14 protein-coding genes and 5 pseudogenes are annotated in these 21835 nt (G+C 68.7%); 8 read left to right on the top strand and 11 right to left on the bottom strand.

Annotated elements, in window-relative coordinates; genetic code table 11:
- Window positions 1–13 precede the first annotated feature (13 nt).
- The 3 genes and pseudogenes from OJJOAM_RS22240 to OJJOAM_RS22250 all read left to right on the top strand — a co-directional run bounded on the left by OJJOAM_RS22240 (window position 14) and on the right by OJJOAM_RS22250 (window position 2955).
- The gene (locus tag OJJOAM_RS22240; RefSeq protein WP_422649870.1) at window positions 14–1252 is read left to right on the top strand and encodes an ABC transporter substrate-binding protein; all 1239 of its coding nucleotides are present in this window, start codon (window positions 14–16) and stop codon (window positions 1250–1252) included.
- The gene (locus OJJOAM_RS22245; RefSeq protein WP_422649871.1) at window positions 1249–2325 is read left to right on the top strand and encodes a FecCD family ABC transporter permease; all 1077 of its coding nucleotides are present in this window, start codon (window positions 1249–1251) and stop codon (window positions 2323–2325) included. Before OJJOAM_RS22240 ends, OJJOAM_RS22245 begins: the two co-directional genes overlap by 4 nt.
- A 215-nt stretch (window positions 2326–2540) precedes the next feature.
- A pseudogene (locus OJJOAM_RS22250) lies at window positions 2541–2955 on the top strand (VOC family protein).
- 104 nt (window positions 2956–3059) lie between these two features.
- On the opposite strand, the gene OJJOAM_RS22255 reads toward OJJOAM_RS22250, so the two are convergent.
- The gene (locus tag OJJOAM_RS22255; protein ID WP_422649872.1) at window positions 3060–3980 is read right to left on the bottom strand and encodes a LysR family transcriptional regulator; all 921 of its coding nucleotides are present in this window, start codon (window positions 3978–3980) and stop codon (window positions 3060–3062) included.
- A gap of 87 nt (window positions 3981–4067) precedes the next feature.
- Window positions 4068–4952, bottom strand: a complete 885-nt coding sequence (locus OJJOAM_RS22260) for a LysR family transcriptional regulator (protein ID WP_422649873.1) — start codon at window positions 4950–4952, stop codon at window positions 4068–4070.
- 129 nt (window positions 4953–5081) lie between these two features.
- Between OJJOAM_RS22260 and OJJOAM_RS22265 the strand changes: the two genes are divergently transcribed.
- Both OJJOAM_RS22265 and OJJOAM_RS22270 read left to right on the top strand, forming a co-directional pair.
- A complete protein-coding gene (locus tag OJJOAM_RS22265) occupies window positions 5082–6065 on the top strand; it encodes a Bug family tripartite tricarboxylate transporter substrate binding protein (RefSeq protein WP_422649874.1) in 984 nt (327 codons plus the stop codon).
- Window positions 6066–6078: 13 nt separating this feature from the next.
- Window positions 6079–7473, top strand: coding sequence for an FAD-dependent oxidoreductase (locus OJJOAM_RS22270; RefSeq protein WP_422649875.1), 1395 nt, complete (start codon window positions 6079–6081; stop codon window positions 7471–7473).
- Window positions 7474–7490: 17 nt separating this feature from the next.
- On the opposite strand, the gene OJJOAM_RS22275 is transcribed toward OJJOAM_RS22270, so the two are convergent.
- From OJJOAM_RS22275 to gtdA, 5 genes and pseudogenes are all read right to left on the bottom strand, one after another.
- Complete coding sequence (locus OJJOAM_RS22275; protein ID WP_422649876.1) at window positions 7491–8837, bottom strand: MFS transporter; 1347 nt, start codon at window positions 8835–8837, stop codon at window positions 7491–7493.
- A gap of 127 nt (window positions 8838–8964) precedes the next feature.
- Window positions 8965–10184, bottom strand: a pseudogene (locus tag OJJOAM_RS22280) (3-hydroxybenzoate 6-monooxygenase).
- Window positions 10185–10223: 39 nt separating this feature from the next.
- Entirely contained in the window at window positions 10224–10865 is a 642-nt protein-coding gene (gene maiA, locus OJJOAM_RS22285) for a maleylacetoacetate isomerase (protein ID WP_422649877.1), read from the bottom strand.
- A 13-nt stretch (window positions 10866–10878) separates the two neighbouring features.
- Complete coding sequence (locus tag OJJOAM_RS22290) at window positions 10879–11580, bottom strand: fumarylacetoacetate hydrolase family protein (RefSeq protein ID WP_422649878.1); 702 nt, start codon at window positions 11578–11580, stop codon at window positions 10879–10881.
- A 99-nt stretch (window positions 11581–11679) separates the two neighbouring features.
- A complete protein-coding gene (gene gtdA / locus OJJOAM_RS22295; RefSeq protein WP_422649879.1) occupies window positions 11680–12726 on the bottom strand; it encodes a gentisate 1,2-dioxygenase in 1047 nt (348 codons plus the stop codon).
- 189 nt (window positions 12727–12915) lie between these two features.
- On the opposite strand from gtdA, the pseudogene OJJOAM_RS22300 reads away from it, so the two are divergent.
- The 3 genes and pseudogenes from OJJOAM_RS22300 to OJJOAM_RS22310 all read left to right on the top strand — a co-directional run bounded on the left by OJJOAM_RS22300 (window position 12916) and on the right by OJJOAM_RS22310 (window position 17600).
- Window positions 12916–13837: pseudogene (locus OJJOAM_RS22300) on the top strand (LysR substrate-binding domain-containing protein).
- Window positions 13838–14109: 272 nt separating this feature from the next.
- Complete coding sequence (locus tag OJJOAM_RS22305; RefSeq protein ID WP_422651021.1) at window positions 14110–15039, top strand: Bug family tripartite tricarboxylate transporter substrate binding protein; 930 nt, start codon at window positions 14110–14112, stop codon at window positions 15037–15039.
- Between the two features lie 136 nt (window positions 15040–15175).
- A pseudogene (locus tag OJJOAM_RS22310) lies at window positions 15176–17600 on the top strand (ATP-dependent DNA helicase).
- A gap of 15 nt (window positions 17601–17615) precedes the next feature.
- Here the strand turns inward: OJJOAM_RS22310 and OJJOAM_RS22315 are convergent.
- The 4 genes and pseudogenes from OJJOAM_RS22315 to OJJOAM_RS22330 all read right to left on the bottom strand — a co-directional run bounded on the left by OJJOAM_RS22315 (window position 17616) and on the right by OJJOAM_RS22330 (window position 21808).
- Window positions 17616–18410 (bottom strand): SDR family NAD(P)-dependent oxidoreductase, encoded by a 795-nt coding sequence (locus OJJOAM_RS22315; protein ID WP_422651022.1) that lies wholly within the window; start codon window positions 18408–18410, stop codon window positions 17616–17618.
- A 27-nt stretch (window positions 18411–18437) separates the two neighbouring features.
- Window positions 18438–19223, bottom strand: coding sequence for a citryl-CoA lyase (locus OJJOAM_RS22320; RefSeq protein WP_422649880.1), 786 nt, complete (start codon window positions 19221–19223; stop codon window positions 18438–18440).
- Window positions 19220–20797 carry a class I adenylate-forming enzyme family protein gene (locus OJJOAM_RS22325; RefSeq protein WP_422649881.1) on the bottom strand — a complete coding sequence of 526 codons (1578 nt, stop codon included), beginning with the start codon at window positions 20795–20797 and terminating at the stop codon, window positions 19220–19222. Before OJJOAM_RS22325 ends, OJJOAM_RS22320 begins: the two co-directional genes overlap by 4 nt.
- Window positions 20798–20805: 8 nt before the next feature.
- Window positions 20806–21808: pseudogene (locus OJJOAM_RS22330) on the bottom strand (tripartite tricarboxylate transporter substrate binding protein).
- Window positions 21809–21835 lie beyond the last annotated feature (27 nt).

A 21835-nucleotide genomic window follows, 5' to 3' on the forward strand; every position in this document is an offset into this window, starting at 1 on the left:
CATCGCACTGGCCGTGCTGCTGTGCGGCTGCACGCGGATCGAAGCCCCGCCGCGCGCCACGTGGCCGACACTGGCCGTCGGCGCCGCCGGTCCCGCTGCCAACCTCGATGCCGCCTGCGTCGCCGACTATCGCCCCGGCGTCGACTACTTCCCGCACAAGACGACGTTTTCGCATTCGTCCCAGCTCGAGGTCGAATACGGCCCGCACCACAAGCGCGTGCGCTTCACGCCCAGTGTGGGAACCGGCGAACGGCTCGAATACCTGCTGGTCCAGTGCGGTACGCCGGTGCCGCCGCATCGCGACGAGGTGCCGGTGATCATGGTGCCGATCCAGCGCCTGGTCACCGGCAACGCCGCCATGCTCGGCGCGCTGGACGAACTGGGCCTGGTGGACCGGCTGTATGGCACGGAGAACGTGCGCGGCGTGACGGTGCCATCGGTGCGGACGCGGATCGAGCAGGGGCTGGTCCACGATATGTGGGGCTACGGCCATGCCTCGATCGAGCAGGCGATGTCGGTGCAGGCCGATGTCTATCTCAGCTTCTATTCGGCCTATCCGCAGGGCAATATGCACCCGCGCCTGTGGGAGCTGGGGGTGCGTGCGATCGCGCAGGCGGACCATCACGAGCCCCATCCGCTCGGGCGTGCGGAATGGCTCAAGCTGCTGGCGCTGCTGACCAACCGCGAGCAGCGTGCCAACGCGCAGTTCGCGTCGATCGAGGCCGCATACCGCCGGCTGGCCGCGCTGGCGGCGCGTGCGCAGACTCGTCCCGCGGTGATGTCCGGCTTTGCCGCGGGACGACAGAGCTTCGAGACCTTCGGCGCGGACAACCAGCGCGCGCGCCTGATCGCGGACGCGGGCGGACGCTATGTGCTCGATGGCGGCGGCACCGGCAGCCTGGTCTATCTGCCGTTCGAACGCGTCTATGCGCGCGGCGTCGATGCGCCGGCCTGGCTGGGCACGATCGGCGGGCGGGCCGATCTCGAAGCGTGGCTCGCCGCCAGTCCGCTGCACGGGCGCTTCGCCGCGGCGGCCGGCCGCAATGTCCATGCATGGGACCGCGGCTATACCGGGGCCTGGGCGTATCCCTACCAGGACCAGAGCATGACGCGGCCGCATATCCAGCTCGCCGAGGCCATCGCGGCGCTGCATCCCGAACTGGCATCCGAAGCGGCCGAGGTCGTCTCGGGCACGCAAGCCGCCACGCCGACCTCCGATCCCACCTCTCGATTCCTGCGGAAACTACCGTGACGACCCTGACTTCTGCCACGGCGCCGATGCCGCGCACATCCACGCGGCGCGGCCCGCTGATCTTCGCCGGCCTGGTGCTGGCCATCGTGGTGCTGCTGGTGACCGAACTCACGCTGGGCGCGGTTGCCGTGCCGCTGCCGGCCGTGCTGCAGGCATTGACCGCGCAGCCGGTCGAGGCCGAGGTCTGGCGCGATATCGTGCTGGGCTTTCGCCTGCCACGGGCGATCAACGCGATGGTCAGCGGGGCCGCCCTGGGCTTGTCGGGCCTGCTGCTGCAGACGCTGTTCCGCAATCCGCTGGCCGATCCCTTCGTGCTCGGCATCGTGCACGGCGCGCGGCTGGGCACGGCACTGCTGGTCACCATCGCCGGCGTCGCGGGCAATGCGTTCCTGCTGCGCTACGGACTGGTCGGCGACCTCGGCATGGCACTGGCATCGATCGCCGGCTCCACCGCCGTGCTGGCCTTGCTCGCGGTCTTGTCGCGCCGGGTCGGCACCGTGACGCTGCTGATTACCGGCCTGATGCTCGGCTACCTGGCGGTCGGCCTGATCAGCGCCTCGATGCACTTCATCGACGAAACGCAGGCGCGCGCCTTCAAGGCCTGGGACGACGCCAGCTTTGCCGGCGCCACGCGCCGGCAGCTCGAACTGCTGGTGCCCGGGGTAGCGATCGGCCTGCTCGGCAGCCTGCTGCTGGTCAAGCCGCTCAACGGCCTGCTGCTCGGGGAGCGCTACGCCGAATCGATGGGCATTCCGGTGGCGCGGGTCAAGCGCGCCGCGTTGCTGGCCACCGCATGGCTGACGGGGCTGGTGACGGCATTCTGCGGGCCGGTGGCCTTCCTGGGGCTGGTCTCCGCGCAGCTGGCCCGCGCGCTGTGGCGCTGCGCCGATCATCGCGTGCTGCTGCCGGGCGCGGCGCTGGTCGGCGCGGTGCTGGGCCTTGCCGGCGACCTGGTGGTGCATCTGCCATGGAGCCGGCATGTGTTCCATCTGAATGCGGTGATCGGCCTCGTCGGCGCGCCGGTGGCGCTCACCATGCTGTACCGGACCAAGGCCTTGCATCGCGCTGAATGAGAATTGCCGCCGCGGCGGTCTTCGTTGAAGAATTGCAATTAACCGCCAGGATTTTCGTCCCGCCACCAAAACCGGCTCGCAGCACAGCAGTTCGACGATCTGCTGGCGCATCTGCGGCAATTCGATTAGCGTCGCTGACCATCGGCACCATGCGAGGGGCTCGAAGCCCGCTCAGGGTCATGGCCGCCTGCTGTTCACCGAAGAGGGATCTCACCATGTTCAGCCATATCACCGTTGGCGTCGCGGATCTGCCCCGTGCTGGCCGGTTCTACGATGCCTTGCTGACCCCGCTGGGGCTGCGCCAGCGTCCTGTCGTGCCGGACGGCGGTCCGCCGGCGCTTTGCTGGATCCGGCCCGGCGAGGCGCTGCCGCGCTTCTTCGCCTTCATCCCCTTCAACGGGGGAGCCGGCCACGGCGGGCAACGGCAGCATGGTGTCGTTCCTCGCGCCGTCGCCCGAGGCGGTCGAGCGCGCCTATGCGGCCGGCCTCGCTGCCGGCGGCTCGGACGAAGGCCCGCCCGGGCCGCGTCCGCACTATGGGGATGGGTACTTCGGCGCCTATCTGCGCGATCCGGATGGCAACAAGGTCCAGGTGGTCCATCGCGGCGATTTGCCCGCGGCTTCGGCCTGACGAGACAGCCGCCGCCCGTGTCGCTCGCGGGAAGGCGGAGGGGCGAGGGCGGAAGGGGGGCGGGCATGGTCACGGCCTCGGCATGCCGCTTGGCGTGCCGAGGCTCAGGAGCGGCCTTGCGCCAGGGCCGGCAGTCCCTCGAGAAAGGCCAGAAAGGCGGCGATCCGGCGTGAGCCCCGTTGGTTCGGCAGATACAGCGCCGAGACGCCGCTGCTGACCTGGTCGGGATTGACGGTCCAATCATCGAACAGCGGCTGCAAGCGTCCGGACGCGATATCGCCGTCGGTGATCCAGTCCGGTAGCAGGCCGATGCCGGACCCGGCCAGCACCAGTTCGTGCAGCACGTCGATGTTGTTGCTGCGAAGAGGCCCGCGCACCGGCACGGGTTGCCGCTGCCCGTCCCGCTCGAACGTCCAGACCTGATCGCGCGCGCCGTAGCCGAAGCTGAAGCGCAGGCAGGCGTGCCCGACCAGATCGTCGGGGACCGACGGCGCCCCATGCCGTTCGAGGTAGGCGGGGCTCGCCACCACACGGCGGCGGAACGTGCCGATCTGTCGTGCGATGACATTGTCGTAGGACGAGGCATTGCCGATCCGCACCGACAGGTCGATCCGGTCGCCCAGCAGGTCGACGAGGTCGTCGGTCAAGGTCACCTCCAGGTCGAGCTGCGGATAGCGTTCGAGCAGGGCGCCGAGATGCGGGGCGATGCAGCGCCGGCCGAACGCAACGGGAAGCGACACGCGCAATTGCCCCACCGGTACGTCGCCGCGGTCCGCGATCAGGGCGTCGGCTTCCTCGACCGCGTCGAGAATCCGGCGGGCCTGCTGATAGTAGGCGGCGCCGGCTTCGGTGACGGTGACCTGCCGCGTCGAACGATTCAGCAGCACCGCGCCGAGGGATTGCTCCAGCCCGTCCAGCGCGCGCGTCACCGACGAGGTGGCCAGGTCCAGCCGCCGTGCCGCGGCCGAAAAGCCTTTCGCGTCGACGGTCTCGACGAACATCTTCAGAGCAAGCAGTTTGTCCATCGCGGTTCAGCGTCCGGCGTTGCCGGTGTGGATGAAGAGTGTGCGGATCGCCGGCATGATACGTGCGATCCGAGGCGGCACGGCGGCCTAGTCGAGAAACAGGTCCGCAATCACCGAGCGCAGCCAGCGATTGGCCGGATCCTGGTGATAGCGCTCGTGCCAATGCTGCTTGATCGAGAACGTCGGCAGCGGGAAGGGCGGGGCCAGCGCCTTGACGTTGGCGATGCCCATCAGCATCTGCGCCACGCGCTCCGGCACTGTGGCGATCAGGTCGGTGTTGGCCAGCAGGTTGCCCAGGCCCGGCAGCGTCGGCAGCGACAGCGCGACGTTGCGCTTGACGCGGCGCCGCTCCAGCTCGCGCTCGAGCAGGTCGTGGCCAGTGCCGGCCGCGGTGATGGCGACGTGCTTTTCGCGCTTGAACAGCGACACCGTCATGCGCCGATCCACACGCGGGTGGTCCTGGCGCACCACGCAGGCGAAGCCCTGGTGAAACAGCCGCTGCTGGTAGAAGCCGGCCTCCAGCTCCGGCATGAAGCCGACCGCCAGATCGGCCTCGCCGCTTTCGAGCTGCTTCGGCGTGTCCGTGGAGATGCGCATCACTTCCACGCGAATGCCCGGCGCCAGCGCATGCAGTCGGTTCATCAGGCCCGGCAGAAACTGCAGATGGCTGATGTCGGTCATGCTGATGCGGAAGGTGCGCTCAGATCGCGGCGGGTCGAACACCACCTGCTGCTGCGTGGCGGTGCGCAGGATCGCCAGTGCCTGCCGGAACGGCTGGATCAGCGTCTCCGCATGCGGGGTCGGCAGCATGCCTTCTGCGGTCCTGACGAACAGCGGATCGCCGAACTGCTTGCGCAGACGGCCAAGCGCCAGGCTGACCGAGGTCTGCGGCAGGCCCAGATGTTCGCCGGCACGCGACACGCTTCGCGTCTTGTACACCTCGTCGAAGATCGCCAGCAGCTTCGTGTCCATTATTAAAAATCCCGCTTGCGCCTATGTCGGCCATTGCATGGACGCCATAGTGCCATTGCCCTAATCTTGCCGCAAGGCGCCACCGGATAGCGCGCCGGCATACAAACAAGACATCCTTGGAGACATCGCATGCAAACAGGCAGGCTGGGGAGATGGCTCGCTTGTACCGCGCTGGCCGCGACGGCCGCGGTATCGACGCTTTCCCATGGACAGGACTGGCCGAGCGGACCTGTGCGCGTGATCGTGCCGTTTGCGGCCGGCTCGACGCCCGATATCACCGCGCGGCTGATCGGCGAACGGCTGACAGCACGGCTGGGGCAGCCGATGGTGGTGGAGAACAAGACGGGCGCCGCCGGCAATATCGGCACCGATGCCATCGCCAAGGCAAAACCCGATGGACAAACGATCGGGCTCAGCATCGCCGGTCCGCTGGCGGTCAATTCGCTGCTGTACGGCAAGATGCCCTTTGACCCGGCGCGCGACCTGCAGCCGGTGACCATCGCGACCAGCCAGCCGGCGGTGCTGGTCGTAGCCAATCGCGTCCCGGCGCGCAACGCTGCCGAACTGCTGGCGCTGCTGAAGAAGCAACCGAAGGCATTGAGCTATTCGTCGATGGGCGCCGGCACGATCTCGCATCTGGCGGTGGCGGCGCTGGCCGCGCGCAGCGAGGCCGATTCGGTCCATGTGCCGTACCCCGGCTCCGGCGCGGCGGTCACCGCCGTGATCGCCGGCGACGTCGACATGGCGATCCTGCCGGCGGCCACCGTGATGCCGCATGTCAGGAACGGGCGCATCAGGGCGCTGGCGGTGGCCAGCGCGAAGCGTTCGCCGTCGCTGCCGGACCTGCCGACGCTCGCGGAGGCCGGCATCGCCGACGTGCAGGCGGACGCCTGGATCGGCTATGTGGTGCCGGCCGGCACGCCGGCGCCGATCGTCAAGCGGCTGCACGACGAGATCGTCGCGGTGCTGGCGGAACCGGCGCTGCGCGAGAAGCTGCGCCTCCAATTCATGGACCCGGTCGGCAACACGCCCGATGCGTTCCGCCGCGTGATGGCGGAGGACGTCGCACGCTGGAAGCCGGTCATCGAAAAACACAGGATTCGGCTGGACTAGCATGGCAACGACAATGAAAGGTCTCTCTGCTCGCTCTGGACTCTGTCGCGGGGACACGCTGACCGAGGCGGCGCGCGATGTCCCCGTGCTCGGCCCCTTCGATGTGGTCGTGCTGGGCGGTGGCCCCGCCGGCATCAGCGCGGCCGCGGCGGCGGCCTGCAACGGGGCGCGCGTGCTGCTGGCCGAGCGCTACGGTTTCCTCGGCGGCATGGGCACCGCGGCCGGCGTGACCAATTTCTGCGGCCTGCATGCCAACGTATTCGGCGAGATCCGCCAGGTGGTGTACGGCGTCACCGCCGATCTGCTGATGCGGATGCGCCGGCTCGACGGCCTGAACGAACCGCATCTTGTGCTCGGCAAGATCCACGCGCAGGCCTATGACATGTCGGCGTTCAAGTGCGCCGCCGATGCGCTGCTGGCCGACCACGGCGTTCATCTGCTGTTCCATGCGCTGGCCGCCGGCGTCGCGCGGCATGCGGACGGCACGCTCGATGCGCTGCTGCTCGAGACCAAGTCCGGCCGCGTCGCGGTGCGCGCGCGTTGTTTCATCGATTGCTCGGGCGACGCCGACATCGCGCACTGGGCCGGGGTGCCGACCGAGAAGGGCGACGGCCACGGACATATGCTGTACCCCACGCTGATGTTCCGCGTCGGCAATGTCGATGCGCAGCGCGCGGGCGAGGCCTGGAAGACGATCCCGGCGTTGATGGACGAGGCCGAGGCCGCCGGGGAATTCCGCTTCCCGCGGCGCGGCGCGGTGGTCCGCCCGCAGAAGCACCCCTACGAGTGGCGCGTCAACGTGACCCAGCTGCGCAAGCTCGACGGCTCGGCGACCGACGGCACCGATGCGCATTCGCTGAGCGAAGGGGAGATCGAGGGCCGCCGCCAGATCGTCGAGTACGTGCGCTTCCTGCGCGCCAGGGTGCCGGGCTTCGAGAACGCCTATGCGCTCGATATCGCGCCGCAGCTCGGCATCCGCGAAACGCGCCGCTTGATCGGCGAAACCATGCTGAGCGCCGACGATGTGCTGAACTGCGCGGATTTCCCCGATGCGATCGGCGTCAACGGCTGGCCGCTGGAAAAGCACGTGGCCGGCGACGTGCAATGGGTGTGGCCGCCGATTCCGGATTCGCGCGGCTACAACCAGCTGCCGTACCGGATGCTGCTGCCGCGGCGCGCCAGCGCGGGCGGCGTCGACAACCTGCTGGTGGCGGGCCGCTGCGCGTCGATGACGCATGACGGGCAATCGGCCGCGCGCGTGTCCGGCGCCTGCTTCGTGATGGGCCAGGCGGCCGGCACCGCGGCCGCGCTGGCGGTGCGCGACGGCCGTTCGCCGCACGACATCGACGTGGCGGAACTGCAGGCCTTGCTGGTCAAGCAGGGCGCCTTTCTCGGCGAAGGGAAATAAGCGCGCGCCAAGCGCGTTCAGCCCTGTACCGCGGGCAACGCCGCTCGGCCGGCCGGATGCCCGCGGCCCAGCACCAGCATCGTCAAGCCCGCCAATACGGCCGGAATGCCGACCAGCACGAACAGCGCCGGCATGCCGAGGCCCAGCGACAGCATCGCGCCGCCGCCGACCGAGCCGACCACCGAGCCGATGCGTCCCACGCCGTTGGCCCAGCTGACGCCGGTCGCGCGGCAATCGGTGGGGTAGTAGGCCGCCGACAGCGCGTTGGCGCCGACCTGGGAGCCGGACACGCAGAAGCCGGCCCAGAATACGGCGACGGCGGCCAGCACGGGGCTGGCGGTCACGTGGCCGATCAGCGCGGTGAAGAGGCCGGCCAGCGTGTAGCTCGCCGCCAGCACGTAGTGCGGATTCAACCGGTCCATCAGCCAGCCGAGCACGATGGCGCCCACGGTGCCGCCGACCTGGAACATCGCGGTCACCAGCGCCGCGTGCTTCAGCGAGATGCCGGTGCCGCGCAGCACGGTCGGCAGCCAGCTCGACAGCAGGTAGATCACCAGCAGGCTCATGAAGAAGGCGAACCACAGCAGCAAGGTGCCGCGCAGCAGGTCCGGGCGGAACAGGTGCCAGACCGGCGAGCCGGCCTGCGTGCGCGGCGGCACCATGAAGCCGGCATCGCGCAGGTCCGCGTTGCGGTCGATCCGCTGCAGCGTCGCGGCGACGCGATCGAGCTTCTTGCCTACGGTCACCAGATAACGGACCGACTCGGGCAGCAGCACCAGCAGTACCGGCACCAGCAGCAGCGGCAGCACGCCACCGACTACCAGCACCGAGCGCCAGCCATACGATTCGATCAGGCCGGCGGAGGCCAGCCCGCCGAGCGCCGAGCCGATCGTGAAGCCGCAGAACATCGTCGTCACCAGGAACGAGCGGCGTTTGTCGGGACAGTATTCGGAGGTCAGCGTGATCGCGTTGGGCATCGCGCCGCCCAGCCCGAGGCCGGTGATGAAGCGCAACGCGGTCAGCTCCCACAGCGAGTTCGACCAGGCCGATACCAGGCTGGCCACGCCGAAGAACAGCACGCTGAAGACCAGCACCGTCTTGCGGCCGTAGCGGTCCGACAGCGGGCCGAACAGGAAGGCGCCGCCCATCAGGCCGGCCAGCCCCGCACCGAACAGCGGCCCCAGTTGTGCCGGGCTCAACTGCCATTCGCTGCGGATGGCGGGCGCGATGAAGCCGATCGCGGCGGTGTCGAAGCCGTCGATGGCGACGACGAGGAAGCACAGTATGACGATCAGGATCTGGAACGGCGATAACGGCGCTTCGTCGATGAAGCGCGTCACGTCGATGGCGGCGGGGCGCGGCATGGTTGTCTCCTGGTTCTGGTTTTGAACGGATGAGCGGGGGCGCCGCCGTCTCCGTGCGGAGGCGGCGGGACAGCGTGGTCCAACGAGAGGTGCAACGAAACGTCGAGCGACGAAATACCGGGCCAGGCTAGCCCTGGCGCTGGCCGGGGGCCTTCAGGCAATCCTGCGCGCGCCATCCATGCAGCCAGGCCAGCGCGTCGTAGAACTGCTCCTGCGTGCGGCCGACCCATAGCGAATTGCGCACCAGCCGTTCGACGCCCTTGGCGTGGTAGATCCGGCCCATTTCCCGGGCGGAATACAGCACGCGCGCGGTGCGGGGGAATCCGGACCTTGTCGTACAGCGCGAACGCGGCCTCGAAGTCGCCGTCGCAGTGCTCGACCGCGGCGCCCAGCGTCACCGCGTCCTCCAGCGCCTGGCAGGCACCCTGAGCGAGGTATTGCGTCATCGGATGCGCGGCATCCCCCCAGCAGCGTGGCCCGCCCGAAGCTCCAGCGCTCGACCGGATCGCGGTCGGCGGTCGCCCAGCGTTTCCACGAGGTCGGACGATGCAGCATCTGATGCGGGCGCGGATGGATGCCTTCGAAGTAGGACAGCACTTCCTCCTTGCTGCCCTCGCGCACGCCCCACACCTCCTGCTCGCGGCTGTGGAACGTCACCACCAGGTTGTACTGCTGGCCGCCGCGCAGCGGGTAGTGGACCAGATGGCAGTGGGGCCCGGCCCAGACCACCGGCGCATTGATGCGCAGGTCCGGCGGCATGTCCTCCAGCTCCACAACGGCGCGATACACCACGTGGCCGGTCACGCGCGGCTCGTCGCCCAGAAGCACCTGGCGCACGGCGGATTTGACGCCGTCGCAGCCGATCACCGCATCCGCGCGGTGCCGCTCGCCGCGCTGGTCGATCACGGTGACGCCGTTGTCGTCCTGCTCCAGGCCCTCGACCCGCGTGGCCGTGCGGAAGCGGATCAGCGGATGGTCCCGCACCGCTTCGAGGATCGACAGATGGATGTCGGCGCGATGGATCACGGCATAGGGGTTGCCGAATCGCTGGCGATAGCGCGCGCCGACGTCGACCACCGCGACCTCGCTGGCATCGACGGCATCCATCAGCATCAGATGATCGGTGAATACCGAGCGGTTGCGCGCCGCCTCGCCGACGCCGAGCGCGTCCAGCGCGGCGAAGGCATTGGCCGCGAGCTGGATGCCGGCGCCGATCTCGCCGATCTGCTCGGCCTGCTCCAGCAATTCGATGCGGATGCCCTGCCGCGCGAGGGCCAGCGCCGCAGCCAGGCCGCCGATGCCGCCGCCGACCACGATGACCTTGCGGTCCTGTTGAGTTGTGTTCATCGATGTCTCCTGTCCCACTCCCCCGGGGCCCCATGGCGCTCAGCCTTGATAGTCCGGCTGCCGGCGTGGATCGGCGGCGCGGAAGGCCGGATGCTCGGCCGCATGGCGGTAGACCGCCATCGCGAGCGGAAAGCGCTCGGTGTCGCAGCCCATTCGCTGCGCGTTGGCGATCTGCGGCACCAGGCAGCAGTCCGCCAGCGTGGGCCGGTCGCCGAAGCACCACGGGCCGGCCGGGCGCTTCGCCAGCAGGCGCTCCACCATGGCCAGGCCCTCGTCAACCCAGTGCCGGTACCACGCATCCTTCTGCTCCGGCGATACGCCCAGCGTGTCCTGCAGATAGCGCAGCACGCGCAGGTTGTTGACCGGATGGATGTCGCATGCGATCGCATACGACAGTTCCAGCACGCGCGCCCGCGCTTCGGGGTCGGCGGGAATCAGCCGCGGTTCCGGATGGCGCGCATCGAGGTAGTCGACGATCGCCAGCGATTGCCCCAGGTGCAGGTCGCCGTCGACCAGTGCCGGCACGCTGGCCGAGGGGTTGATCCGCTCGACATAGGCGGCATCGCGATGCGCGCCGTTGCGGATGTTGACCGGCACGTAGTCGTAGGGCAGGCCCTTCAGCGCGAGCGCGATGCGCACGCGGTAGGACGTCGAGCTGTTGAAGAAGCTGTGCAACTGCATGATCGGCTTCCGCTCAGACGATGCGCACCGACAGTTCGCCGAGCCCCTGCACGCCGGCCACCATCCGCTGTCCCGGCTTCACCGCGCCAACGCCCTCCGGCGTGCCGGTAAAGATCAGGTCGCCCGGTTCCAGGCGGAAGTACTGCGACAGGTAGGCCACCGTTTCCGCGACCGACCAGATCAGATGCGAGACATTGCTGCGTTGGCGCGTCTCGCCATCGACGGTCAGCCACAGGTCCGCCTGCTCGGGATGGCCGATGTCGGCGGCGCGATGCAGCGGGCCGATCGGTGCCGACGCATCGAAGGCCTTGCCGATTTCCCAGGGGCGGCCCATCTCGCGCATCTTCATCTGCAGGTCGCGGCGGGTCATATCGAGACCGACGGCATAGCCCCAGACGTGTTCGAGCGCCTGTTCGACCGGAATATCGCTGCCGACACGGCCGATCGCGGCCACCAGTTCCGCTTCGTAATGATAGTTCTGCGTCTGCGTGGGGTAGGGCAGCGACAGCGTATCGCCGTAGGCCACCGGAATCACCGCGTCGGCCGGCTTGCAGAAGAAGAACGGCGGCTCGCGGTCGGGATCGAAGCCCATCTCGCGGGCATGCGCGGCATAGTTGCGTCCGACGCAGTAGACGCGGCGGACGGGGAAGCGGTCATCGACGCTGCCGGCGACCGGAATGGCGACGGTGGGCGCCGGATCGAAAACAAAAGGCATGGAAAGTCCTTGCAGGATCGTATCGTTCGGGAATGGATGCGGGGGATGGCGGGCGCGACCCGTGCGCCGTGGCGCGCCACTGTTCCGATGTGCGGGCGGTCAGAGCCGTTCTTCGCGCAGCAGATTCAATGCGCTGAGCACCGGGCGGTCCGAATAGCTGAACAGCACCGCGTCCTCGACGCACGCCAGCTGCACCGGCTGCCACGACGGCGCGACGAAGATGTCGCGCGGCTCGAACTGGAACTGCATCTCGCCGATGCGCGCGGTGCCGCGGCCCTCGACGACGCTGTAGACCGTTGCGTCGGTGCTGCGATAGGTGCGGCCCTGGAAGCCCGCCGGCAGCAGTTGCATGAAGGTGGCCATGGTCGGCATCGGCCAGCCGCCGGTGGCGGGATTGACGTAGCGCAGCTTGACGCCGTCCCACGGGTCGAGGTCGCCATGGCGATAGAGCTGGTCCAGCGCCTCGCGCGTCCTCGCATACGGGTAGCTGAAGATCGGCGAACTGCCGCCGGTGGGCTGATGGCGCACCGGCACCATGTTGTTGCCGTAGCGCGCGAAGCTGTTGCCCTCGGGGCGCGTCACCGGCTGCACGGCTTCGGGATAGCTCTCGGCGAAGCCGGCATCGAGCTGCAGCAGCAGCGGGATATCGAGTCCGTCGAGCCAGACCACGGGTTCGCCGCCATCGGCCTCGAGCGGATTGCCGTGGTCATGCCACGTCCACGACGGCGTGATGATGAAATCGCCGGGATGCATCGTCGTGCGTTCGCCGTCGACCGCGGTCCACGCGCCCTGGCCCTCGACGATGAAGCGCAGCGCGGACTGCGTATGGCGATGGCTGGGCGCGATCTCGCCTGGCAGGATCAGTTGCAGCCCCGCGTACAGCGTCGAGGTAATGCTCGATTTGCCGCGCAGGCCGGGGTTTTCGAGCACCAGCACGCGGCGTACCGCTTCCTCGGCGCTGATTACCGAACCCGCCTGCATCACCAGCGGACGGATCTGCTCGTATTTCCAGATCGCCGGCTGCGCCTTCGGCTGCGGTTGCGGCGGCACCAGTGCGTGCAGCGATTCCCACAGCGGCGCCATATGGCTGCGCCCGATCTGCTCGTAGTAGGCCGCGCGGGCGATATCCCGCTTGCTGTTCGACATCGCGGTCTCCAATCGAGAAAGCACCGGCGGAGGCCCCCATCTCCCGTCTGCGGATGAGAGGCAGGCGGCGTGTCCGCGTCGTTCGTCGTTATTCGTTTGTTGGGACTGTAGCCGTGCAGGTATATTTCGAAAAATGAATTGTTGATCTGATCCATACGAATATGGATATGACTGGGAGGGTTTTCCCTGATGGATTGGACCCACCGGCTGCGGCTTCGCAACCTGCAAATGCTGTTGAGCCTGGCCGAGACCGGCAACATGAGCCAGACCGCGGCGGCGCTCAATACCACGCAGCCCGGCCTGTCGGAAATGGCTGCGCGAGCTGGAGGAGGACATCGGCCTGCCGCTGTTCGAGCGGCACGCGCGCGGCCTGCGGCCAACGCCTTATGGGGAATCGCTGATCGAACATGCGCGCCGTATCGAAGCGCAGCTCGATAGCGCGCGCGACGATCTGCAGGCGCTGCGCGATGGCGGCAGCGGGCTGGTGGTGATCGGCACCTCGGGCGCATCGGCCGCCGACACCGTGCCGCTCGCGGTGGTGCGACTGCTGAAGGCGATGCCCGGTGCGCAGATCCGCCTGGTCGAGAGCACGATGGACGAGCTGATGAGCCGGCTCGCGCGCGGCGAGCTCGATATCGTGGTCGGCCGCTCGGCGCCGGAGCTGCAGGATGCCCGGCTGCGTACCGAGGCGCTGTACATGGAGCCGATTCACTTCGTCGCGCGTCCGAAGCATCCGCTGCTGTCGATGGCGGCGCTCGACTGGACCGCGCTCGAATCGTTCCAATGGGTGATCTGGCCGCGCGGCACGCCGATCCGCAATGCGCTCGAATCCGCGTTGGCGGCGGCGGGCCGCCCCTTGCCCGCGCGCTGCGTCGAGTCCAACTCGACCATCCTGAACCTGACGCTGCTGAACCATACGAACATGATCGGCGTCGCCTCGCACCGCACCGCGCGCCGGCTCGAGGACCTCGGCGCGCTGCGCATCGTGCCGCTGCGGCTGTCTGGCTTCGGCTCGGTGTCGATGTATTGGCGCGAGGACAGCTTCCGCCGCGGCGCGGTAGTGGCCGCGCTCGATGCCTTGCGCGAGGCTGGCGGGGGCGGCAGCGTGTGACGGCGGTCTGCCGTGCTGAACGGTCCCACGCGCACGGTGCGGATTGGATATGATGGCGCCCGCCGGCTTGCATCTGCATCTGCATCTGCATCTGCATCTGCATCGGCATCGGCATCGACCTGCGAGCCGCAACAACGACAACAACGAACGCAAATCATCACCACACGAAAGGAGACCGCCTCATGACGCCAATCACGCCCATGACGCCCCGCGTCCGCCATCTTCCCCGCCGCACCGTTCTCGGCATCGCGCTCGCCGGCCTGGCCACCGCCATGCTCGGACTGCCGATGCCCGCCAGCGCCGCCGACTACCCCACCAAGCCGATCCGCTTCATCGTGCCCTACGCCGCCGGGGGCACCACCGACCTGGTGGCGCGCACCGTCGGCCAACGTGTCGCCGAGAAGCTGGGCCAGCCGGTGGTGATCGAGAACCGGCCGGGCGCCGGCGGCAATATCGGCATGGAGGCGGTGGCAAAGGCGGCGCCGGACGGCTATACGATCGGCTTCGGCGCAATCTCGACCAATGCGCTGAACCCGCATATCTACAAGGCGATGCCCTTCGATCCGCGCCGCGATTTCACCGCGGTGAGCCTGCTCGGTACGTCGACCATCGTGCTGGAGGTCGGCAATCAGCTGCCGGTCAAGACCGTCGCCGAGCTGGTGGCGTGGGCCAAGCGCAATCCCGGGCTGACCTACGCGACCGCGGGCACCGGCACCTCGATGCATCTCGCCGGCGCGATGTTTGCGCAGATGACGGGCACCAGCCTGACCCACGTGCCGTACAAGGGCAGCAGCCCGGCAATCAACGACATGCTGGGCGGACATATCCCCGTGATGTTCGACAACCTGCCGGCCTCGCTGCCGCATATCCAGGCCGGCAAGCTGCGCGCGCTGGCGGTGGCGGGCAGCACGCGCTCGCCGGCATTGCCCAATGTGCCGACGCTGGCCGAGGCGGGATTGACGGGTTATTCGGTCGAGCCGTGGTTCGGCGTGTACGGGCCCGCAGGCGTGCCGGCCGACATCGTGCAGAAGCTCAATGCGGCGTTCGTCGAGGCGCTGGGCAGTGCGCCGGTGCGCGACAAGCTGGTGCAGGCCGGCTTCAACCCGAAGTCGTCGAGCGCCGCCGAGCTGCAAGCACTGACGCAGGCGGAATACGAGAAGTTCGGCAAGGTGGCGCGCAGCGCGAATATCACGGTGGATTGATTGCGCCAATGCGGTGGTGAAGCCTGGACATCGACACGCCCGTCGCGTACCTGTATATTTATACAGTCCATTTCGGCCCCGACGAACGACGTCAACGAAGGGCCCACCGAAATGGCGCGATACCCTGCCGTTATCGATGCCCGCCGCTGTTACTGCCACTCCGCCCAATTCTTCCGCCATCGCCCAGGACCGGCTCCCCGCTTCGCCGTGCGGGGAAGTCGGGCCAGGGGTGGCGGCCGAGGGCGAACCGCGCTACATCGTCGCGGTCCGCACACTGTGCGAATTCACTGCGCGCGCCGGCGATCTGGACCTGCGGTTCACGCCTTCGCCGACCGCGCAGGAGGGCGTGGCCGGCCATGCCACCGTGACCGCCCGCCGTCCCGCCGGCTATCTGACCGAAATCGCGCTGAGCGGCGACTTCGGGCCGCTGCGCGCGCGCGGCCGTGCCGACGGCTACGATCCGGCGCTGCGGCGGCTCGAGGAAATCAAGACCGTGCGCGGCGATGCGGCCGAGGTGCCGGCCCATCATCGGCATCTGCATTGGGCGCAGGCCAAGGTCTACGGCTGGCTGATGTGCCAGCGCGAGGCGTTGGACGATATCGAGATCGCGGTGGTGTATTTCGATATCGTCAGCGGAGGCGAGCGCGCCGAGGCGCAGCGCTTTACCGCGGCGGCGCTGCGCGACTGCTTCGAGGCGCAATGCCGCGCCTTTATCGGCTGGGCCGAGCAGGAGCTGGCGCATCGCGCCGAGCGCGATCTGTCGCTGGACTCGCTTGCCTTTCCGCATGCCGGATTCCGGGCCGGCCAGCGCGAACTCGCCGAATCGGTCTATCGCGCGAACCTCTCCGCCCGCTGCCTGCTCGCGCAGGCGCCCACCGGCATCGGCAAGACGGTCGGCACGATCTTCCCCGCGCTGAAGGCGATGCCGAAGCAGAAGATCGACAAGCTGTTCGTATTGTCGGCCCGCTCGACCGGCCGGGCACTGGCGCTGGAAGCCGCGCGCGGGCTGGGCGCGCAGCGGGAAGCGATGCCCCTGCGCGTGCTGGAGATGGTGGCCCGCGACAAGGCCTGCGAATATCCGGGGCGGGCCTGTCACGGCGAAGCCTGTCCGCTGGCGCGCGGTTTCCATGACAGGCTGCCGGCGGCGCGTGCGCAGGCGGCGCAGCGGACGATGCTGGACCGCGGCCACATCCGGGAGATCGCGCTGGCCCACGACATCTGCCCGTACTACCTGAGCCAGGAAATGGCGCGCTGGAGCGATGTGGTGGTGGCCGACTACAACTACTACTTCGACCGCACGGCGCTGCTGCATGCCTTTGCGCTGCACGACGGCTGGCGCGTCAGCGTGCTGGTCGACGAGGCCCATCAATTGCCGGAGCGGGCGCGCGACATGTACAGCGCCACGCTGGATCAGGCCGCATTCCGCGCGCTGCGGCGGCAAGCGCCGGCGGAGCTGCGCCGCGCGTTCGATCGCGTCGGCCGCCAATGGAATGCCGCGGCGAAGGCGCTGGCCGGCGACTATCGGGCCGAGGCGACAGTCCCGGCGCCATTGCTCGATGCCTTCGAAGGGCTGTGCGCTGCGTTGCTGGAGCGGTTCACGGAGCGGCCCACCGAGCAGGACCCGGCGCTGCAGCGCTTCTATTTCGATGTGCTGCAGTTCTGCCGGCTCGCCGAACAGATCGGTCCGCATTCCGTGTTCGACATGACGCGCATGCCGGCGCGCGGCGCGCACGGCAATGTCCGTCTGGGGGGTACGCAACCTGGTGCCGGCGCATTTCCTGCGGCCGCGGCTGGCGGCGGCGCATTCCGTCTCGCTGTTCTCCGCCACGCTGGCGCCGGCGTCCTACTACGCGGATATGCTGGGCCTGCCGGATCGATGGGTCTGGCACGAGGTGCCGTCGCCATTCCAGCCGGAGCAGCTGCGCGTTCGCGTCGCGTCGCATATCTCGACCCGCTTCGCGCACCGGCGGCGCTCGCTGCCCGATATCGTCGAACTGATCGCCGCGCAGTATCGCGACAGTCCCGGCAACTATCTCGCGTTCTTCAGCAGCCACGACTACCTCGGCGATGCGCTGGCGCTGTTCACGCAGCGGCATGCCGATATCCCGAGCTGGTCGCAGGCGCGCGGCATGGGCGAGGCCGAGCAGGCCGGATTCCTCGCCGCCTTCGAGCCGGGCGGCCGCGGCGTGGGCTTTGCCGTATTGGGCGGCCCCTTCGCCGAGGGCGTGGACCTTCCCGGCGACCGGCTGATCGGCGCCTTCGTCGCCACGCTGGGCCTGCCCCAATTCAATCCGGTCAACGAGCAGTTGCGCAGCCGGCTGGAGGACGCGTTCGGCGACGGCTATGCCTACGCGTATCTGTACCCCGGCCTGCGCAAGGTCGTGCAGGCGGCGGGCAGGGTGATCCGCACCAGCGAAGACCGCGGCGTCGTGTATCTGATCGACGACCGCTTCGCGCAGCGGTCGGTGCGGGAGTTGTTGCCGGCATGGTGGCGGGTAGAGCGGGTAGAGCGGGTAGAGCGGGTAGAGCGGGTAGAGCGGGCAGTGCAGGCCACCGGGTAGCGCGCTCGCGTCTGGCTACACATATTTCCCCGTCAACCCGCCATCCACCACCACCTCGGTCCCCGTGACATACGCCGCCGCGTCCGACGCCAGGAACGCGCAGGCGTAAGCCACATCCCACGCCGTGCCCATCCGCTGCATCGGCACCTGCCGTGCCCGCGCGGCGCGCGCCTCGTCCAAATCGTTTTCGGAGAACATCTTCGCCACCGTATGCGCGATCCGGGGCGTATCGATCAGGCCGGGCACCACCGTGTTGGCGCGGATGCCATGCGGGGCGTACTGCTGGGCCAGCATGCGCGTGAACTGGATCACCGCCGCCTTGGTGACGCAGTACGACAGATGCGGATAGCCGAGATAGCGCAGCCCAGCGACCGACGAAATGGTCACGATGGCGCCGCGCCGGCGCGCCACCATCTCGGGCAATACCTGTTGCGATGCGAGCAGCAGGCTGCGGACGTTGACGTTGTGCGCCTGGTCAAAGTCGGCGACCGCGGTGTCGAGCGGCCCGCCCGGCTTGCCGATGCCGACGTTGTGATGCAGCACGTCGATCGCTCCAAAGCGCGCACGCGCCTCGGCGAACAGGCGCTCGACCTCCGGCTCGACGGCGACGTCGCCGACGAACGTCTCGGCGATGCCGCCCTCCGCGCGGATCAGCGCCGTGGTCTCCTCGGCGGACGAGGCATCGCGGTCGACCACGCAGACGCGAGCGCCCAGGCGCGCATAGGTCAGGCTGGCGGCCCGGCCGATGCTCCAGCCAGGACCGGCGGAACCGGCGCCGGCGACGAATACGGTCCGGTCGGCGAGGGTCAGCGGAAGGGGGAGGGGCGGGGACGCCTGTCACGATGCCTCTCCCGTCGGGGCGGTGCCGACATAGGGAATCGCGTGCTCGACGGTGTCCCAGATATAGCGGCCGGAAGGGCTCTGCTGTTCCTCGACGATATGCGCGACCAGCCCGGCCGCGCGCGAGATCACCGCGAAACCGCGCATCACCGCGGTCGGCACGCCGATTTCGCCGAGCAGCGCCGCCACCGCACCGGTGGCGTTGATGGTGATCGGCCGGCCCGCGGCCTCGTCGACGGCGGCGGACAGCTGCCTGAGCGCGCGAATCCGCTCGCCGCTCAGTTCCGGCTCGGCCTCGGCCAGTTCGATCAGCTTGTACGCGCGCGGATCGACTGGCTTGTGCAGATGGTGGCCAAAGCCCGGTACGGGGCTTCTGCACTCCTTGTAGTGGCGGGCGATGGCACGCGCTTCGGCCTCGGGATCGCCAGCGGCAAGCAGCCGATCGAGCAGCTGCGAGCAGTTCTCCATGGTGCCGACGAAGGAGCTGCCGACGGCCAGCAGCCCGGCGGAAACGGCCCCCTGCAGATTCTCCGGTGCGCTCATGTAGATCAGCCGCGTCGCGATGGCGCTCGGCGTCAGGCCGTGTTCCATCAGCACGATCAGCACGACATCGGTGATCCGCATGTCGACCGGCCGCGGCGTGCGGCCGAGAATCTGCATCAGCATGACCTCGGTGAAGGTCTTCTTGCCCATCAGGTCATTGACCAGATCGGCGTCGCGGTAGTGCAGGCTCGTCAGCGTATGCGTGCAAAGGCGGGTCACAGGCTTGGTGGTGGCGGTCATGGCTGGTCTCCCTGTCGTGTGGTCGCGGTCGCCGACGCGGTGGTCGACTCGGTGGCCGATGCATGGGCGAGCGCCCAGTCGCGTACGGCGTTCTTCAGCACCTTGCCGACGCTCGAGCGCGGCAGGCTGTCGTGGAAGTGGATGCGCTTGGGCGTGGGCACGGGCCCGAGGCGTTCGCGCACGAAGGCAATCAGTTCCGGTTCGCTCGGTGGCTGGCAGCCTTCGCGCAATTGCACGGCGGCATGCACCGCCTCGCCCCATTTGTCGTCGGGCACACCGAACACCGCGCATTCGTGGACGGCGGGATGCTGGCCGAGCGCGTTCTCGACATCGATCGGATAGACGTTGAAGCCGCCGGTGATGACGACCTCGCGCAGCCGATCCTTCAGATAGAGATAGCCGCGCTCGTCCATCAGGCCGCGATCGCCGGTATGCAGCCAGCCGGCGACGATCGTCGCTTCCGTCAGATCGGGACGCCGCCAGTAGCCCGTCATCAACAGGTCGCCGCGGGCCACGACCTCGCCGATCTGTCCGGGCGGCAGCAGCGTGCCGTCCGGCGCCATGATCGCGACCTCGCTGAACCACGTGGTCCGCCCGACCGAGGCCAGATTGCGCTCGTCCTCGAAATCCTCGGGACGCAGCACGGTCAGCAGCTGCGGCGCCTCGGTCTGTCCGTAGGTCGTGCCGACCACGGGCCCGAAGAATGCGCGCGCCTGGCGGATCTTTTCGACCGGCATCGGCGCGCCGCCGTAGATCAGCCGGCGCAGCGCGGGGTAGTCGTCGCGCGACGTGCCCGGCAGCGCCATCAGCATGTAGATCAGCGTCGGCGGCATGAAGGACACCGTGCCGCGCCGATCGCGAAACGCGGCGCGGACCGCCTCGGCACCGCTGCCGTCCAGGATCACGTGGCAGCCGCCTTGCGCCAGGATCGGCAGCACATAGGTCGAGGTGCCGTGCGTGATCGGGGCGGCCATCACATAGCGATCGGCGGCATCGAAGCCCCAGGCATGGATCTGGTTGACGATATTGGCCATCCACGCGCGGTAGGGCTGCATCACGCCCTTGGGCGCGCCGGTGGTGCCGCCGGTGAACTTGATGGCCTGCGTGGCATCGCGATCCAGATCGAGGCGGGGCCGCGCCGCACCGGCATGACTTGCGATCATCGCCGGCAACGCGTCGCCGCCGTCGTCTCCCACGTCCGCCGCGTCCGTGAAAACGCGGGCGCCCGGTGCGCCGTCGAGCAGCGCGGCGCAGGCGCTGTCCAGCACCAGAATGCTCGGCTCGGTGGCATCGACGATGCGGCGCAGCTCGGGGCGCGTGCTCTTCGGGTTCAGCGGCACCCAGACCTTGCCGCTGGCCAGCACCGCCAGCAACGCAACCAGATGCGCGGCCGAATTGCCGGCGCAGATGCCGACGCGGCTCTGCGGCGTGGCATCGAGGGCCAGCAGGCCGGCGGCCGCCGCGGCGACGCGCGCCGCCAGCTCGCGATACGACAGGCAGCCGTCCGGCGCATCGATGGCAAGGTTGTCGGGCCAGCGGTCCGCGGCCCGCCAGAACAGATCGATCGGAAACATGGGACTCCTCAGTTCACACGGGCGCCGGATTGCTTGACGACATCGTGCCAGCGCTTGATCTCGGACATCATGAAGGCGCGCATCTGCTCCGGCGTGCCCGGTTGCGGACTGGCTGCGAGGTCCTGCATGCGCTGGCGCACGTCGGGCGCGGCCAGCGCCTTGTTCAGCGCGGCATTGAGCCGCTCCACCACGGGTTTCGGCGTACCGGTGGGCGCCGCGATCGCGAACCACGACTGCACGTCGAAGCCCGGGTAGCCCGATTCGGCCACGGTCGGCACATCCGGCAGCAACGGAATGCGCTGCGCGCTGGTGACCGCGATGGCGCGCAAGCGGCCCGCCTTCACGTGCGGCATCGCGGACGGCGTGTTGTCGAACATCGATTGCACCTGTCCGCCGAGCAGGTCGGTGACGGCGGGCGCGCTGCCGCGATAGGGGGACGTGCAGCATATTGATGCCGCTGCGCATGCGGAAGATCTCGCCCGACAGATGGATCGACGAGCCGCTGCCCGAGGACGCGAAGGTGATGCCCGACGACGATTCCCTGGCAAAGCGCAGATAGTCGGCCACGCTCTTGACCGGCAGGCTGGGGTTGACCACCAGCACGTTCGGAATCTTGGCGATCATGCCGACCGGCTCGAAATCCTTGGCGGGGTCGTAGCCCAGCTTGTCGTAGAGCGACGCGTTGATCGTGTTGGCGATGGTGTAGACGTACAGCGTATAGCCGTCCGGCTCCGCCTTGGCCACCACCTCGGCGCCGACATTGCTGTTGGCGCCGGCGCGGTTCTCGACGACGACGGGCTTGCCGAGCTCTTCGCCGAGCTTGAGGGCCACCAGTCGCGCCAGTACGTCGGTCGCGCCGCCTGCGGCATAGCCGACCACCAGCCGCATCGGCTTGGTCGGCCAGGCCGGTTGGGCATGGAGGGAAGGGGAAATGCTTCCCGTCAGCGCGGCAAGCGAAAGGGCAAGGGCACAGCCGAGCAGGCGCCGGCGCGGCGCATTCCGTACGTTCATGATGATTGTCTCCTGGGTCGATAGCCT

The sequence above is a fragment of the Cupriavidus sp. H18C1 genome, assembly GCF_049311595.1.
Taxonomy (GTDB): domain Bacteria; phylum Pseudomonadota; class Gammaproteobacteria; order Burkholderiales; family Burkholderiaceae; genus Cupriavidus; species Cupriavidus cauae.